16 protein-coding genes are annotated in these 15,424 nt (G+C 59.9%); 10 read left to right on the top strand and 6 right to left on the bottom strand.

What is annotated here, in order from left to right; genetic code table 11:
• Window positions 1-5: 5 nt before the first annotated feature.
• The 4 genes from mnmE to hemE form a co-directional block, all read right to left on the bottom strand.
• Complete coding sequence (gene mnmE, locus QTJ18_RS21690) at window positions 6-1,319, bottom strand: tRNA uridine-5-carboxymethylaminomethyl(34) synthesis GTPase MnmE (RefSeq protein WP_252755353.1); 1,314 nt, start codon at window positions 1,317-1,319, stop codon at window positions 6-8.
• Between the two features lie 46 nt (window positions 1,320-1,365).
• Window positions 1,366-2,631 carry a transcription termination factor Rho gene (rho, locus tag QTJ18_RS21695; protein ID WP_139346276.1) on the bottom strand — a complete coding sequence of 422 codons (1,266 nt, stop codon included), beginning with the start codon at window positions 2,629-2,631 and terminating at the stop codon, window positions 1,366-1,368.
• Between the two features lie 167 nt (window positions 2,632-2,798).
• The gene (gene hemJ, locus QTJ18_RS21700) at window positions 2,799-3,335 is read right to left on the bottom strand and encodes a protoporphyrinogen oxidase HemJ (protein ID WP_489667277.1); all 537 of its coding nucleotides are present in this window, start codon (window positions 3,333-3,335) and stop codon (window positions 2,799-2,801) included.
• Between the two features lie 2 nt (window positions 3,336-3,337).
• Window positions 3,338-4,339 (bottom strand): uroporphyrinogen decarboxylase, encoded by a 1,002-nt coding sequence (hemE, locus tag QTJ18_RS21705; RefSeq protein WP_489667281.1) that lies wholly within the window; start codon window positions 4,337-4,339, stop codon window positions 3,338-3,340.
• Between the two features lie 427 nt (window positions 4,340-4,766).
• On the opposite strand from hemE, the gene QTJ18_RS21710 reads away from it, so the two are divergent.
• The 5 genes from QTJ18_RS21710 to dnaQ all read left to right on the top strand — a co-directional run bounded on the left by QTJ18_RS21710 (window position 4,767) and on the right by dnaQ (window position 8,471).
• Entirely contained in the window at window positions 4,767-5,588 is an 822-nt protein-coding gene (locus tag QTJ18_RS21710; RefSeq protein ID WP_252755355.1) for a pyruvate, water dikinase regulatory protein, read from the top strand.
• A gap of 143 nt (window positions 5,589-5,731) precedes the next feature.
• A complete protein-coding gene (locus QTJ18_RS21715; RefSeq protein WP_252755356.1) occupies window positions 5,732-6,331 on the top strand; it encodes a Maf-like protein in 600 nt (199 codons plus the stop codon).
• On the top strand, window positions 6,324-7,178 hold the full coding sequence (locus tag QTJ18_RS21720) for a shikimate dehydrogenase (RefSeq protein WP_252755357.1): 855 nt from the start codon (window positions 6,324-6,326) through the stop codon (window positions 7,176-7,178). Before QTJ18_RS21715 ends, QTJ18_RS21720 begins: the two co-directional genes overlap by 8 nt.
• Window positions 7,175-7,783 (top strand): dephospho-CoA kinase, encoded by a 609-nt coding sequence (coaE, locus tag QTJ18_RS21725; protein WP_252755358.1) that lies wholly within the window; start codon window positions 7,175-7,177, stop codon window positions 7,781-7,783. The genes QTJ18_RS21720 and coaE overlap by 4 nt, the downstream gene beginning before the upstream one ends.
• A complete protein-coding gene (gene dnaQ, locus QTJ18_RS21730; RefSeq protein WP_252755359.1) occupies window positions 7,776-8,471 on the top strand; it encodes a DNA polymerase III subunit epsilon in 696 nt (231 codons plus the stop codon). The genes coaE and dnaQ overlap by 8 nt, the downstream gene beginning before the upstream one ends.
• A 91-nt stretch (window positions 8,472-8,562) precedes the next feature.
• On the opposite strand, the gene secB is transcribed toward dnaQ, so the two are convergent.
• Window positions 8,563-9,036: a protein-export chaperone SecB gene (secB, locus tag QTJ18_RS21735; RefSeq protein WP_252755360.1), complete on the bottom strand. Its 474-nt coding sequence runs from the start codon at window positions 9,034-9,036 to the stop codon at window positions 8,563-8,565.
• Between the two features lie 223 nt (window positions 9,037-9,259).
• Entirely contained in the window at window positions 9,260-9,784 is a 525-nt protein-coding gene (locus QTJ18_RS21740) for an FxsA family protein (RefSeq protein WP_252755361.1), read from the bottom strand.
• Between the two features lie 119 nt (window positions 9,785-9,903).
• Between QTJ18_RS21740 and QTJ18_RS21745 the strand changes: the two genes are divergently transcribed.
• The 5 genes from QTJ18_RS21745 (at window position 9,904) to gyrB (ending at window position 15,189) form a co-directional block, all read left to right on the top strand.
• Window positions 9,904-10,602, top strand: a complete 699-nt coding sequence (locus tag QTJ18_RS21745; RefSeq protein WP_252755404.1) for a Tim44/TimA family putative adaptor protein — start codon at window positions 9,904-9,906, stop codon at window positions 10,600-10,602.
• 44 nt (window positions 10,603-10,646) lie between these two features.
• Window positions 10,647-11,717, top strand: a complete 1,071-nt coding sequence (gene mltA / locus QTJ18_RS21750) for a murein transglycosylase A (RefSeq protein ID WP_252755405.1) — start codon at window positions 10,647-10,649, stop codon at window positions 11,715-11,717.
• Window positions 11,714-12,268, top strand: coding sequence for a Smr/MutS family protein (locus tag QTJ18_RS21755; RefSeq protein WP_252755362.1), 555 nt, complete (start codon window positions 11,714-11,716; stop codon window positions 12,266-12,268). Before mltA ends, QTJ18_RS21755 begins: the two co-directional genes overlap by 4 nt.
• Window positions 12,265-12,630, top strand: coding sequence for a helix-turn-helix domain-containing protein (locus tag QTJ18_RS21760; RefSeq protein WP_252755363.1), 366 nt, complete (start codon window positions 12,265-12,267; stop codon window positions 12,628-12,630). Before QTJ18_RS21755 ends, QTJ18_RS21760 begins: the two co-directional genes overlap by 4 nt.
• A 126-nt stretch (window positions 12,631-12,756) precedes the next feature.
• Window positions 12,757-15,189 carry a DNA topoisomerase (ATP-hydrolyzing) subunit B gene (gyrB, locus tag QTJ18_RS21765; RefSeq protein WP_252755364.1) on the top strand — a complete coding sequence of 811 codons (2,433 nt, stop codon included), beginning with the start codon at window positions 12,757-12,759 and terminating at the stop codon, window positions 15,187-15,189.
• Window positions 15,190-15,424: the final 235 nt, after the last annotated feature.

Raw genomic sequence — 15,424 nt, forward strand, 5'->3', positions numbered from 1 at the left:
GTGAGTCATTTCCCAATGCAGAACTCTGAGAAGATCACATCCAGCAGATCTTCCACATCGACGCGGCCTGTGATCCTGCCGAAGCAGTCGGCGGCCAGGCGCAGGCTTTCCGCGCGCAGATCGACTTGGTCCTCCTTTAACGCGTCCTGCAAATAAAGGGAAGCGTTTTGCAGATGGCCTTGGTGGCGCATTCGTCCGGCGCCAAGAGCTGAAATGGCGGTCCATTCTCGTTTGACATGTTCCAGGATCAGCTGCCGCAGATCGTCGAGGCCCTGTCCGCTTTCGACGGAGATTACCGCGTCCATCTCTTCCTGGGGCGGAACGTCCAGATCGGCCTTGCTCCAGATCCGGAGGATCGGAGGGGCATCAGAGCCGAAGGCGGGTTGTTCCGGAACCGAATCGACGGATCGCAGAAGAAGAACAAGATCGGCCTCAGCGGCGGCGCGTTTAGCGCGCCTGATACCCTCCTGTTCCACCTGATCCTGGCTCTCGCGAAGCCCTGCAGTATCGGAGAGGCGCACCAGGAAGCCATCCCAATCCAGGTCTACTTCAAGGACATCGCGCGTGGTGCCGGCAATCTCGGTGACTATGGCGACGTCGCGTCTGGCAAACGCGTTCAGGAGGCTTGATTTTCCGGCATTGGGAGCGCCGAGGATGACGACTTTGAACGCGTCGCGGAATGCGGAAGCGCGGAGGGTGGCGTCGCTCTGGCTGTCGATCTCCCTGCGAACCTGGTCCACAACAGACCAGACTTGATCGGAAACAGAGCCCGGAACATCATCCTCATCGGCAAAATCAAGTTCGGCTTCAATCAAAGCCCGGCAACGGGTAAGGCGCTCTGCCCAGTCTGCATACCGGCGCGAAAGGCCTCCGGCGCTTTGCTCTATGGCAAGCCGGCGCTGCATCTCCGTGTCGGCGGAGATCAGATCTCCCAAGCCTTCAACCTCGACGAGATCCAGTTTGCCGTTGTCGAAAGCGCGCTGCGTAAATTCGCCCGCCTCTGCGGGTCGTAGCCCCTCGCCTTTCAAGGCGTCAGCAATGGCCTGAACAACCGCGCGTCCGCCATGCACCTGGAACTCAATGCAGTCCTCTCCGGTGAAGGAGGCAGGAGACGGAAAGGTGAGAACCAGCCCGCGATCGATGAGAGAGCCGTTACGGCTCCGAATCGACCGAAGAACCATATCGCGGCGCCGTGGCAGTCCCGCCACAAGGGCATTGGCGGCATCAAAGGCGCGCGGACCGCTCAAGCGAATGACGGCCACGCCGGAAGGAACCGACCCGCTCGACAGAGCGAAGATTGTATCAGAAGCCGTCGTCATGCAGCCCCGCTGGCATACGATCCCGTCGATGGAATCCGGCTAAGGATTACGTGTTCATCGAGTCGAAGAAGTCGCCATTGTTCTTCGTCTGCTTCAACTTGTCGATCAGGAACTCTATCGCATCGGTGGTTCCCATCGGGGCAAGAATGCGGCGCAGGACGAAAATCTTCTGCAGATCCTGCCGCGGAACAAGAAGGTCTTCCTTGCGGGTACCGGATTTGAGGATATCCATGGCCGGGAAGATGCGCTTGTCGGCGACCTTGCGATCCAGCACGATTTCCGAGTTGCCGGTGCCCTTAAACTCTTCGAAGATGACTTCATCCATGCGGCTGCCGGTATCGATCAGAGCTGTGGCAATGATTGTCAGAGAGCCGCCTTCTTCGATGTTACGAGCCGCACCAAAGAAGCGCTTCGGACGCTGCAGGGCATTGGCATCGACACCACCGGTCAGGACCTTGCCGGATGAAGGCACGACGGTGTTATAGGCGCGGCCAAGACGGGTGATCGAGTCCAGCAGGATCACCACATCCCGCCCATGTTCGACCAGGCGCTTGGCTTTTTCGATGACCATTTCCGCCACCTGAACGTGACGGACAGCCGGTTCGTCGAAGGTCGAGGAGACGACTTCACCCCGTACGGAGCGCTGCATATCGGTGACTTCTTCCGGACGCTCGTCGATCAGAAGAACGATCAGGTAGCATTCAGGATGGTTGGCAGTGATCGAGTGGGCGATGTTCTGCAATAGGACCGTCTTACCAGTGCGCGGTGGCGCGACGATCAGGCCGCGCTGTCCCTTTCCAAGCGGCGCCACCAGGTCGATGACCCGGGCGGAGAGGTCCTTGGATGTCGGAACATCCAGTTCCATCTTGAAGCGCTCATTGGGATAGAGCGGCGTCAGATTGTCGAAGTGAACCTTGTGGCGGATCTTTTCCGGATCGTCGAAATTGATCGTGTTGACCTTCAAGAGAGCGAAATAGCGCTCACCTTCTTTCGGACCACGGATCGGCCCCTCCACCGTATCGCCGGTCTTCAGCGAAAACCGACGGATCTGCGAGGGCGAAATGTAGATATCGTCCGGGCCGGGCAGGTAATTGGCATTGGCCGAACGCAGGAAGCCGAAGCCATCCTGCAGCACTTCCACGACGCCTTCACCAATGATTTCGACATCCTGGCTGGCGAGAACCTTCAGGATCGCGAACATCAGTTCCTGCTTGCGCATTGTGCTCGCGTTTTCGACCTCCAGGGATTCAGCGAAGGTCAGCAGGTCGGTGGGCGACTTGCTCTTGAGTTCTTGAAGCTTCATTTCAGCCATGAAGTTAGGACCGCTTTGGACTTTTGAGGGAAATGACGTGTTTGCGGGATGGGCTTCCGCGATCAGTCGCGGATGTCTACGAATACACACAAACTACGAGAGAGAAGTGCGAGGAAAATAGCCGTTCGTTTTGCGTATCGCAAGGGGGTTCCTTAAAACTAAAAGGCTCAGAACGGCTTTACGATGACGAGAATGACGATCAGCATCATCAGCACCGTCGGGATTTCGTTCATCATCCGCCAATAGCGGGCCGGCTTTGGCGCCCCGTCCGCCGCCAGCCGACGGACCTCACGGCTCTGATGCATGTGCGCCGCCGTCAGAAGCAGAACAAGCGCGATCTTGGCATGCAGCCAGCCGCCGGAAAAGCGAAATGCGTCCCAGGCGAGGTAGAGGCCGAGCGTCCAGCTGATCATCATGGCGGGGTTCATGATGACGCGCAGCAGGCGCTGCTCCATGAGCTTGAAGGTCTCCGCCTGCTGCGAGCCGGACGGCGCGTCGCTGTGGTAGATGAACAGACGCGGCAGATAGAAAAGGCCCGCCATCCAGGCAATCACCGCGATGACGTGGAAGGCCTTGATCCAGAGATAGAGATCGTCCGGCCGGCTGACGAAGACGGCGGCGAGGACGCCGAGAAAGACCGCAAGCGCCACGACGGCGCGCAAGGCCGCCTTTCGTCCCGCCGATGCATCCGTCTGCCGCTCCATGATCAGCCTCTGATCCGCTTCACCAATTGCGTGACGTGATCGGGATTGGCATCCGGCGTAATCCCATGGCCGAGATTGAAGACCAGCGGTCCATGGCCGAGGACCGACAGGATGCGGTCGATACCCTCATCCAGAGCCTTGCCACCTGCGACCACGCGCATCGGATCGAGATTTCCCTGCACGGGTCCGTCTTTCTGCAGATCGGCCGCAAAGCTCAAGGGAACGGACCAGTCGAGCCCGATCATGTCGGCGCCGGTCTTTTGGCGATAGTGCCGCAGATTGAGACCCGCACCCTTGGCAAAGGCAATGATCTTGGCCTGCGGCCGCCTCGATTTGACGGAGCGGATGATGCGCGCCATCGGTTGCACGGCATAGGCCTCGAATTCGTCTTCACCGAGTACCCCGGCCCAGCTGTCGAAGATCTGTACCGCATCGGCACCGGCATCGATCTGCGCGACGAGATAATCGGCAGAAAGCTCGGCGAGCACAGCGAGAAGCTGCTCAAAGGCCTGGCGATGGCGATAGCCAAAGAGCCGGGCGGGCGCCTGATCGGTGGTTCCATGCCCGGCGATCATATAGGTCGCGACGGTCCAGGGCGCCCCGCAAAAGCCGAGCAGCGTTGTCTCCTCCGGCAGGCGGCTCCTGATCTTCGCCACCGCCTCGATGACCGGGTTGAGGTGATGCAGAACGCCTGAAGGTTCGAGAGCAGCAATCCCTGCCTCATCGATCGGATCCATTTTCGGTCCCGATCCTTCAACGAAATGCACGTTGCGTTTCAGCCCATCCGGAATGACGAGGATGTCCGAAAACAGAATGGCCGCATCGAAGGCGTAGCGGCGGATCGGCTGAAGCGTCACCTCCGTTGCCAGATCGGGCGTGTAACAGAGATCGAGGAAACTGCCTGCTTCCGCACGGGTCTTTCGATATTCCGGCAGATAGCGGCCTGCCTGCCTCATCAGCCAGATAGGGGGCGGTGTGACAGTCGATCCGTTCAGGACCTCCATCACCGTGCGGCGCACTGCTGCCAAGAGGCTTCCTCCAAAACAAAGAAAGATAGAATCTTTTCTTTTGATGATTCTTAGAGTCGGTGAGTAGCAAGGATCATCAATCTTGCACAGCCCAGCCCGTCCGGCTGCGACAACAGGCCCACATGGGGATAATCGTGAGCCTGTGTGATGGGTGAATTGGGACAAGCCAAATCGCGTCTCAGTATCAATGGCTTAGCGAAAGTCGAGGCCGTGATTGTGCTGTGGAGCAACTGTGGATAGATTGACGGCAGCCGAGGTTTATCCGAGTTACCCACAATCGCGGCTTTGAGTTTGCCCCGGCAGCGCCGAATGTGGATAAACTGCGACTTATCCCGGCACCTCGCTCCCATCTCGCCGGGGCCGGGTCTTTGTCCCAGGTTATGAACAGAGGGAGAAGATTATCGTGGAGAACCGCAAAAGCTTCTTTCATCTGCACCTGATATCTGACTCCACGGGAGAGACTCTCATCTCCGCCGGACGTGCGGCCTCGGCACAGTTCCGCTCGGCCCTTCCCATCGAACATGTCTATCCCTTGATCCGGAACCGTCGTCAGCTCACGCCCGTGCTGGAGGCGATCGACGACAAGCCGGGCATCGTCCTCTATACCATTGTCGATGAAGACCTGGCGCGGCACGTGGATGAGAGCTGCCGGCTGATCGGCGTGCCGAGCGTCAACCTTCTCGAGCCTGTGCTGGCAACGTTCCAGACCTATCTTGGCGATCGATCCAGGCGCCGGGTGGGCGCGCAGTATGTTTTGAACTCCGATTACTTCAAGCGCATCGAAGCGCTGAATTTCGCCATGGATCATGATGATGGTCAGATGGCGGATAATTACGACGAGGCGGATGTCGTCGTGGTCGGCATCAGCCGCACATCCAAAACACCCACCTGCATCTATCTTGCCAATAGAGGCATCAAGGCCGCCAATCTGCCGATTGTCCCAGGCGTGCCGCTGCCGGACAGTCTGCTTCATGCAACCCGGCCGCTGGTGGTGGGGCTGATCGCCACGACCGATCGCATCTCGCAGGTGCGCGAACATCGTGAACTTGGGACGGTCGCGGGCTTCGATCGCAGTCACTATACCGACCGTGCCAATATTAATGAGGAACTCAAATATGCGCGCAGCCTTTGCGCGAGGCACCAATGGCCGGTCATCGACGTGACGCGGCGGTCGATCGAAGAAACGGCAGCGGCGATCGTTGCCCTTCGCCCGAAGCTGAGATAGGACGAATCACGCCCGGCAGTGCCTGCGCGATCACGCCTCTGGCGCGACCGGGATTGCTGCAGGGCGGTATTTTTGCCGCGCGATTGCTGCTGGAAATCAGGTTCCGCCGCTATCGTCACCTGCATGCCGAGACGGAGTTTTTCATGACCAGATCGCTGATATTGGCTTCCTCCAGTCCGTTCCGCCGGCAGCTTCTGGACAATGCCGGACTGGTCTTTCAGGCCGAAGCCGCAAAGATCGACGAGCGGGCAATTGAGGCCCGATTGCAGGCGGAAGGCGCAGACCCGCAGCGCGTGGCCCTGGTGCTCGCCCAGGCGAAGGCTATCGAAGTCAGCCGGCGTCATGCCGATGCCTTTGTCATCGGATCGGATCAGACCATGTCGCTCGGCGATCGGGTCTATCACAAGCCCGCCACGCTGGAGGAGGCGCGTGAGGCGCTTCTCTCGCTTTCCGGGAAGACACATTATCTGAACAGCGGCGTGGCGCTTGCCTTGGATGGCAATATGGTCTGGGGAACCGTCGTCCAGGCGGCGATGACGGTGCGCAATTTGACGCCCCAGGCGGTCGATGCCTATCTGGCGCGAGCCGGCGAAACAGTGCTTCAAAGTGTCGGAAGCTATCAGGTGGAAGGCGAGGGGATCCGCCTGTTCGAGAGGATAGACGGAGATTATTTCACGATCATCGGTCTGCCTCTGCTGCCCCTCCTGCAGGCGTTAAGGGAACGCGGGGCCGTTAATGATTGATTCACGTGAAACAGAAAAAAAAGCCTTTGTTATCGGCTCGCCCATCCGTCACTCCCGTTCGCCGCTCATTCACAGCTATTGGCTGAAGCAATTTGGCCTGGCTGGCAGCTACCAGGCGATCGATGTGCCGGAAGCGGAGCTTGAAACCTTCTTCTCCGACCTGCGGTCGAAAGGCGACTATCGCGGCGGCAATGTAACATTGCCTCATAAGGAACGTGCCTATCACCTCGCCGACGAGCCGGATGAGTTGTCACGGGAAATCGGCGCTGCCAATACGATCTGGGTGGAAGAGGGCCGGATCAAAGCCACCAATACCGATAGTTATGGTTTCGCCGCCAATCTCGATGCACGGGCGCCAGGGTGGGACAAGATCGGTAGCGTCGTCATTCTTGGGGCGGGCGGTGCGAGCAGAGCCGTCATCCAGGCCGTACGCAACAGGGGAATTGGAGAGATCCATGTCGTCAACCGTACGCTGCCGCGGGCGCAGGATCTGGCTCGCCATTTCGGCTCTCCCGTTTTTGCCCATTCCTTTGCGGCCTTGCCGGAGCTCCTGCGCGGGAGCCGCCTGCTGATCAATACCACATCGCTCGGCATGCATGGTGAAACTGCGGTGGATATCGACTTGAGCGTCATGGCTCCGCAAGCGATTGTCACGGATATCGTCTATGTTCCCCTGGAGACACCGCTCCTGGCGGAGGCGCGCCGGCAAGGACTGACAACCGTCGATGGCCTCGGAATGCTCCTGCACCAAGCGGTTCCGGGTTTCGAAACCTGGTTCGGCCAGCGGCCCGTCGTCGACGACAATCTGCGCAATCTGGTGATTGCCGATATGGGCAAGACTGCATGATCAAGATCGGACTGACCGGCTCCATCGGCATGGGAAAATCGACGACCGCGCAGATGTTCGCGGCGGAAGGTATTGCCGTCAATGATGCCGATGCCGTCGTCCATGCGCTCTATCAGTCCAAAGCGGTGGAGCCGGTAGAGGCGGAATTTCCGGGCGTGACGCGCAAGGGTGTGATCGATCGCGTCGAGCTCGGGCGTCGGCTGGCCATCGATCCAAGCGGTTTCAAGCGGCTGGAGGCCATCGTGCATCCGCTCGTTCAGGCGCATGAGCAGGATTTCGTCGCAACGCAGCAGGCGGCCGGTGCCGATATGGTGGTGCTCGATATTCCGCTGCTCTTCGAAGTCGGGGCCGAAAAACGGGTTGATGTGATTGTCGTGGTGACCTGCGATCCGCAGATTCAGCGTGAGCGGGTTCTGGCCCGGCCTGGAATGACGCCGGAGCGGCTGGAGCTGATCCTGTCCCGCCAGGTGCCGGACAGCGAGAAACGGAAGAGGGCGGATTTCCTCATCGATACCGGCCTTGGCCTGGAAGCGGCGCGTGCCCGTGTGAAGACGGTGATTGCCGAGATCCGCAAGCGGGCGGCAGAAGGAGAAGGACATGCGTGAGATCATCTTCGATACGGAAACCACGGGCCTCGACAACAAGATCGACCGTGTGATCGAAATCGGTGGCATCGAACTTCTCAATCATTTCCCCACCGGCCGCACCTTTCACGTCTATATCAATCCCGGCGCGCAGAAGGTGCATCCGGACGCCCTGGCGGTGCACGGGATCACCGATGACTTCCTGAAGGACAAGCCGGGTTTCGCCGCGATCGTCGGTGACTTGCTGAGCTTCTTTGAGGATGCCAAATGGGTCGCGCATAATGCCACCTTCGACATGGGCTTCATCAATGCCGAACTCGCCAGGTTGTCGCTGCCGCCGGTGCCGCAGGAGCAGGTGATCGATACGCTGTCCCTGGCGCGGCGCAAGCACCCGATGGGACCGAATTCGCTGGATGCCCTGTGCCGCCGTTATGGCGTCGACAATACGCACCGGACGAAGCACGGCGCGCTTCTCGACTCCGAACTTCTGGCGGAAGTTTATATCGAGATGATCGGCGGCCGCCAGGCCGCGCTCGGGCTGTCCGGCGTCGAACAGGTCACGACGGTGGTGGAAGTCGACACCGTCGATGTGTCAGCCTTGATCCGTCCGCGTCCGCTTCCCCCGCGCTTGACGGAAGAGGCTGTGCGGGAGCATCAGGCCATGATCGCAAGCCTCGGCGAAAAAGCGCTTTGGAGTCGGTACCGCTAGAGGCGGCGAATTGCTCTCAGCAAACGGAACGAGAAAAAGCCCGACCAGTGGATGAACTGGCCGGGCTTTTTGCTGTGGCGAAATGGATGGATCAGCTGTTCAGCGAAGGGGTCTGGCCACGCGCCTGCTCTTCGGCGACGCGCTGCGCGAACATCTGGCCGAAATCGATCGGGTCGATCATCAGCGGCGGGAAACCGCCATTGCGCGTGACATCCGAAATGATCTGGCGTGCGAAGGGGAAGAGCAGGCGCGGGCATTCGATGAACAGCACCGGCAGCATGTGCTCCTGCGGGAATCCGGTAATGCGGAAGACGCCGCCATAGACCAGTTCCGTCACGAAAACGACCTTGTCGCCATCCTTGGCTTCGGCGTTCAGCGTGAGGACCACGTCGAAATCCGTGTCGGACAGCGGATTGGCGTTGACGTTCACGTTGATATTGATCGACGGAGCCTTGTCGCGGGCCTGCAGCGAACGGGGAGCGCCAGGATTTTCGAAGGAGAGGTCCTTCGTGTACTGCGCAAGAATGGTGAGCGATGGAGATTGCGTCTGATTTTCGTTGGCCATTGGCTGTTCCTCGGCTTCAGTCGTTTGCGCCCTCTAACACTTCGCCCAAAACCTTACAACCCTCAGCCCGGCCCGGAAGCGGCTCCGATCAAGCCTTGGTCAGCCTCGACGGGGCTGTCCTTTCCGCTGCACCTTCAACCGTGTGGGCAAAGCCTGGAAATCGAGTGGGACCGGCACGCGAGGCGGGGACTTGCACCTTCCGTATTCGCCTCACCCTTTGCCGTCATTTGTCATCCAGTCGGCGGTCCGACCAGGGGGAAGAGGATGTCCTGGGCTTCCGCTCGAAATCCTCTTCGTCGAGATCGATCGTGCGGCTGGCCGGCGGCGTTCGCGGCTCCTGATTTGGCCCACTTCCGAACCCTCCTGCCGTCGTGCGCGAATAGCTGGTGCGAACCACGATTGCGCGGCCGATCCGGTTCCAGAGACTGTGTCGGACTGGCGGAAGAAAGAGCAGGATGCCGATCAGATCCGTCAGGAAGCCCGGAATGATCAAGAGGATGGCGGCCACCACCATCATGGCTCCGCTGACAATGGCTTTTGCCGGCGTGCGGCCCTGACGGCTTTCTTCGCTGATCTCCCGCAAAAGGCTGAGGCCCTGCTGTCGCAACAGGAGAATGCCGATAAACGCAGACAGGATCACCAGACCCAGCGTCGACCACAGGCCGAGCCAGCGCCCCACGACGACAAAGCCGGCGATTTCCGCCAGCGGGAGGCCGAAGAACAGAAGCGGAAACAGGAAAAGACGCATGATTGGTCCGGAAAGCTTGATGAAGGTCGAGGCGAACAGCCATCCCGGTATTTGAATGATGGCCCGATATGACTATATGAGTAGAAAGCTTGGCAATTCCAACGACACCGCGGGTGAAAATGGGCGCGAACGATTTTATAACTCTTTTTTTCCTCGTGGCGGCAGTGCTGATCTTTTTGCAGTTGCGCAGTGTTCTTGGACGGCGAACCGGCAATGAGAAGCCGCCGGTCGATCCCTTCAGTGCCCGGGATGCAGCGCGCGGCCCCGGCGGTGACGATGGCAAAGTGGTGACCCTGCCGCGTCGGGATCAGCCCGAGGACGATAATCGCTGGAGCGAGATCGACGCCGTGGCAAAGCCGGGCACAGCGCTGAATGACGGGCTGCGCGACCTGGTCAAGGCCGATCCCTCCTTCCAGCCGAAGGAGTTCCTGAACGGCGCCCGAATGGCTTATGAGATGATCGTTTTGGCCTTTGCCGATGGCGACCGCAAGACGCTGAAGTCGCTCCTGTCGAAGGAGGTCTTCGAAGGCTTCGAGGCGGCGATCGCCGAACGCGAAGCGCGCGGCGAAGTCGTCAAGTCGAGCTTTGTCGGCATCGACAAGGCCGATATCATCCAGGTGGCGGTGAAGGGTCACGAGGAGCTTGTCACCACGCGGATCGTTAGCCAGCTGATCTCGGCCACCTATGACAGTGCCGGTACCTTGATCGATGGCGATGCCGAGGCTGTGGCGGAAGTCATCGACATCTGGACCTTCTCGCGTGACACGCGGTCGCGTGATCCCAACTGGAAACTGGTTGCAACCGAATCAGAGCATTGATCGTGGCGGAGACATTCTCCCTTCAGCGCACGCAATTTTCACAGATGGGGGGGTGGGAGACAGATGATCCCCGCCCCCTCTTCTCTGTGATGCAGTCCTGTCTTTCTCATCTTCGAACTGCAAAACCATACCGCACCGGGGCTCTCGGGCTGACTGCGCAGGATCTGACAGGGCTTCTTCTGGCAGCCCAGGCCGCCAGAGCCGACAGCCCTGAGGCTGCCCGTCGCTTCTTCGAAGAGGAGACGGTTCCCTTCCTCATCCTGCGCGATGATGGCAGCCAGGGCTTCGTCACCGCCTTTTATGAACCGGAGGTGGATGTCTCGGATCGGCCAGACTCCGGCTATCGATATCCTTTCTACCGGCGGCCGGCGGATCTGATCGATCTGGAAGACAAGGAGCGGCCGGCCGGCCTGGATGCATCCTATGTCTTTGCACGCCGGCATGGCGAAGACATTCTTCCCTATCCGGACCGGCGGGAGATCGACCAGGGCTATCTTGACGGCCAGGGTCTGGAGATCGCCTGGGCGCGGTCGAAAGTGGATGTCTTCTTTGCTCATGTTCAAGGCGCCGCTCGGCTGCGCTATGCCGACGGGCGGATACGGCGCATTACCTATTCTGCCAAGGCCGGACATCCCTTTTCGGCGATCGGCAAGCTCCTGATCGATCGCGGTGAGATTCCCGCAGCCGAAATTTCGATGCAGGCGATACGGGCCTGGCTCGATCGGAATCCGGCTCAGGTTGATGAGGTGCTCTGGCACAATCGTTCCTATATTTTCTTTCGCGACGCGGCCGTCGATGATCCGGCACTGGGTCCGATTGCGGCGGCGAAGGTGCCGCTTCTGGCGGGCCGGTCGCTTGCCGTGGATCGGCAGATCCACACTTTCGGCTTTCCCTTCTTCATTCGTTCGGAGACTTTGACGCATCTGGATGAGGGCAAGCCGTTTGCCCGTTTGATGATGGCGCTGGATACCGGGTCTGCAATTGTCGGACCATCGCGCGGGGACATTTTCACCGGCTCGGGTGACCGGGCCGGCGATCTGGCCGGAACGGTTCGCAATCCGGCCGATTTCTTTCTTCTTGTGCCCAAGGCTGCCGCAGGCAGGATGAGCGGATGAAGAAGGAACGCAAGCTCAGTGCGGAAGAGCGGATCCTCTGGAGCACGGTCGCCAAAACGGCCAAGCCGCTTCCGGGCCGGCTAGAAGACTTGCTGGCCTTCGAGGACAGTTTCGACACCGAGATCGGCGATCGCGGCGCGCCTGCGGGCAGCAGTGGAACTCCGCCGGCTGCCGTAATTCCGCAGGAGGGGCAGAAGCGCCCGAAAGGCGTGCACCAGCCCCTCGAGCGTCCGGTCAAGCGCAAGATTGCGCGGGGACGGCTGCCGCTTGAAGCGCGCATCGACCTGCACGGCATGTTTCAGAGCGAAGCGCATGGTGTCTTGCTCGATTTTCTGATGCGGGCGCATGAGCGCGGCCTGCGTCATGTGCTCGTGATTACCGGCAAGGGGAGTTCTCTTGGAAGCGAGGGGGCGTTGAAGCGCGCAGTGCCCATGTGGTTTGCCAAGCCGGAATTCCGCTTCCTGATCTCCTCCTACGAGCCCGCCGCCCGCCATCACGGCGGCGAGGGGGCCCTTTATGTGCGCCTCAGTCGGCGCGGGGGAGAGACGTGACGCCGTTCGGGGAAGCGCTGCGGGACTTGCGCCGGGAAAAAGGGGTGACGCAACAGGAGATGGCGCGGGCCATCGGTGTGTCTCCCGCCTATCTTTCGGCTTTGGAACATGGCCGCCGCGGCCGACCGAGTTTCGAATTCATCCAGCGCGTCTGCGGCTATTTCAACATAATCTGGGATGAGGCGGAGGAATTGCTGCGGCTGGCGGAGGGGTCCGACCCCAGGGTCACGGTCGATACGGCCGGTCTGCCGGCGCGATATACCGCCCTTGCCAACCTGCTGGCGCGGAAAATTCGCCATCTGGAACCAGACATGGTAGAGGACATGATCGAGCGGCTGGAAAATACCCGAAATCGGGGATAATGCCATTCTGAAGCCCGTTTTCAGTGCCCACGCTTTGGAATGAGGGGCAGAACTTCCTATAGTCCGGTGACAGGACAAAGGTGATTCGCCACGCCCCGTGGACAGTCAAGAACTAGAAAGTCGAATATGAGCGATACACCCGTCAGCGACAGCGCGAGTGCAGCCTATGGCGCCGATTCCATCAAGGTCCTGAAGGGCCTCGATGCGGTGCGCAAGCGGCCTGGAATGTATATCGGCGATACCGATGACGGATCCGGCCTGCATCATATGGTCTACGAAGTCGTCGACAATGCGATCGATGAGGCTCTGGCTGGCCATGCCGATCTGGTGACGGTGTCGCTCAACCCGGATGGCTCTGTCACGGTGACGGATAATGGGCGCGGCATCCCGACGGATATTCATACCGGCGAGGGTGTGTCGGCTGCCGAAGTCATCATGACGCAGCTGCATGCCGGCGGTAAGTTCGATCAGAACTCCTACAAGGTTTCCGGCGGCCTGCATGGCGTGGGCGTCTCCGTCGTCAATGCTCTGTCGCTCTGGCTGAAGCTCCGCATCCGGCGCAGCGGCAGGATCCACGAGATTTCCTTCACCCACGGTGTGGCCGATGAACCGTTGAAGGTGACCGGCGAATACAAGGGTCGGTCCGGAACGGAAGTGACCTTTCTGCCCAGCACCGGAACCTTTACCAAGACCGAGTTCGATTACGGCACGCTGGAACACCGCCTGCGGGAACTGGCCTTCCTCAATTCCGGCGTGCGCATTCTGCTGACCGACAAGCGCAAGTCGGATATTCGTCAGGAAGAAATGCTTTATGATGGCGGTCTCGAAGCGTTCGTGCGCTATCTCGACCGCGCCAAGAAGCCTCTGGTCGATACGCCCGTGGCCATCCGCGGCGAAAAGGACGGTATCTCCGTCGAAGTCGCCCTCTGGTGGAATGACAGCTATCATGAGAACGTCCTGTGCTTCACCAATAATATCCCGCAGCGGGATGGCGGAACGCATATGGCCGGCTTCCGTGCTGCGCTAACCCGCCAGGTCACGTCCTATGCGGATAGTTCCGGCATCCTGAAGAAGGAAAAGGTCGCTCTGCAGGGCGAGGACTGCCGCGAAGGCTTGACGGCAGTGCTGTCCGTGAAGGTGCCGGATCCGAAATTCTCGTCGCAGACCAAGGACAAGCTGGTCTCCTCCGAAGTTCGGCCGGTGGTCGAGAACCTGGTGAACGAGGCGCTGAGCACTTGGTTCGAGGAACATCCGGCGCAAGCCAAGATCCTGGTCGGCAAGGTGGTGGAAGCCGCTGTCGCCCGCGAGGCCGCGCGCAAGGCGCGTGAGCTGACGCGCCGCAAGGGCGCTCTCGATATCGCGTCACTGCCAGGAAAGCTCGCGGATTGCTCCGAGCGCGATCCCGCCAAGTCTGAACTCTTCCTCGTCGAGGGCGACTCGGCTGGCGGCTCCGCCAAGCAGGGCCGTTCGCGTGAAAGCCAAGCCATCCTGCCGCTGCGCGGCAAGATCCTCAATGTCGAGCGCGCGCGTTTCGACAAGATGCTGTCCAGCCACGAAATCGGCACGCTGATCACTGCGCTCGGCACGTCGATCGGCAAGGATGAATTCAACGCCGACAAGTTGCGCTACCACAAGATCATCATCATGACCGATGCCGATGTGGATGGCGCCCATATTCGCACCTTGCTGCTGACCTTCTTCTTCCGCCAGATGCCTGAACTGATCGAGCGCGGGCACCTCTATATCGCTCAGCCTCCGCTTTATAAGGTGACACGCGGCAAATCCGTCCAATATCTGAAGGATGAGAAGGCGCTTGAAGACTATCTGATCGGGCAGGGCCTCGAAGAAGCGACCCTGACCCTCGGCTCCGGCGAGGTGCGGGCTGGTGCCGATCTGCGCGATGTCATCAGCGACGCGCTGCGCATGCGCAGCCTGCTGGAGGGACTCCATTCCCGCTACAGCCGGTCGATCGTGGAGCAGGCAGCCATTGCCGGCGCTCTCAATCCTGATCTGACGGACAATCGCGAGCGGGCCGAGGCCACGGCCGCGGATGTCGCACGGCGGCTGGATCTGATTGCCGAAGAGACCGAGCGCGGCTGGAGCGGCCATGTCACCAATGAGGGCGGCCTGCGCTTCGAACGAATGGTGCGCGGCGTGAAGGAAGTCGCCGTTCTGGATGTGGCTTTGATCGGCTCCGCCGATGCGCGCCATATCGACCAGATGACGTCCCGCCTCCGGGACATCTATGCGGTTCCTCCCAAGCTGTCGCGGAAAGAGGGTCAAACGGAAATCTCGGGTCCGCGGGCTCTTCTGGATGCTGTCTTTGCCGCCGGCCGCAAGGGCCTGTCCATGCAACGATACAAAGGTCTGGGCGAAATGAATGCCGAGCAATTGTGGGAAACGACGCTCGATCCGAATGTCCGCTCCCTGTTGCAGGTCAAGGTGAATGACGCCACCGATGCAGATGGCCTTTTCGCCCGCCTTATGGGAGACGAAGTCGAACCGCGGCGCGAGTTCATTCAGGAAAATGCGCTGAGCGTCGCCAACCTCGACATCTAATCAAATTTTGTTTCACGTGAATCTTTTCTGTGGATTGATTCACGTGAAACATGATCGATAGTTGATGCGTTATCCCGTCCACGACGCCGTATGTCCAATCATCGCAATATTTTGCTGCATGACCTAAAGTTTCGCCACGCGATACCGCGATGGCTCACAGATGCTTCCTTTGCCTTTCCCGCCGCAGATATTGCGCTATGTTGCGCTGCAACGCACTCTGATACGTTAACTCTTG

The organism is Rhizobium sp. SSA_523, assembly GCF_030435705.1.
In the GTDB taxonomy this organism is placed as follows: Bacteria; Pseudomonadota; Alphaproteobacteria; order Rhizobiales; family Rhizobiaceae; genus Neorhizobium.

Excerpts from the sequence above, each read along its gene's own strand:
- mnmE (WP_252755353.1), bottom strand. The coding sequence starts at position 1,319 with ATGACGACGGCTTCTGATACAATCTTCGCTCTGTCGAGCGGGTCGGTT.
- rho (WP_139346276.1), bottom strand. The coding sequence starts at position 2,631 with ATGGCTGAAATGAAGCTTCAAGAACTCAAGAGCAAGTCGCCCACCGAC.
- hemJ (WP_489667277.1), bottom strand. The coding sequence starts at position 3,335 with ATGGAGCGGCAGACGGATGCATCGGCGGGACGAAAGGCGGCCTTGCGC.
- hemE (WP_489667281.1), bottom strand. The coding sequence starts at position 4,339 with ATGGAGGTCCTGAACGGATCGACTGTCACACCGCCCCCTATCTGGCTG.
- QTJ18_RS21715 (WP_252755356.1), top strand. The coding sequence starts at position 5,732 with ATGACCAGATCGCTGATATTGGCTTCCTCCAGTCCGTTCCGCCGGCAG.
- QTJ18_RS21720 (WP_252755357.1), top strand. The coding sequence starts at position 6,324 with ATGATTGATTCACGTGAAACAGAAAAAAAAGCCTTTGTTATCGGCTCG.
- coaE (WP_252755358.1), top strand. The coding sequence starts at position 7,175 with ATGATCAAGATCGGACTGACCGGCTCCATCGGCATGGGAAAATCGACG.
- dnaQ (WP_252755359.1), top strand. The coding sequence starts at position 7,776 with ATGCGTGAGATCATCTTCGATACGGAAACCACGGGCCTCGACAACAAG.
- secB (WP_252755360.1), bottom strand. The coding sequence starts at position 9,036 with ATGGCCAACGAAAATCAGACGCAATCTCCATCGCTCACCATTCTTGCG.
- QTJ18_RS21740 (WP_252755361.1), bottom strand. The coding sequence starts at position 9,784 with ATGCGTCTTTTCCTGTTTCCGCTTCTGTTCTTCGGCCTCCCGCTGGCG.
- QTJ18_RS21745 (WP_252755404.1), top strand. The coding sequence starts at position 9,904 with ATGGGCGCGAACGATTTTATAACTCTTTTTTTCCTCGTGGCGGCAGTG.
- mltA (WP_252755405.1), top strand. The coding sequence starts at position 10,647 with ATGGGGGGGTGGGAGACAGATGATCCCCGCCCCCTCTTCTCTGTGATG.
- QTJ18_RS21755 (WP_252755362.1), top strand. The coding sequence starts at position 11,714 with ATGAAGAAGGAACGCAAGCTCAGTGCGGAAGAGCGGATCCTCTGGAGC.
- gyrB (WP_252755364.1), top strand. The coding sequence starts at position 12,757 with ATGAGCGATACACCCGTCAGCGACAGCGCGAGTGCAGCCTATGGCGCC.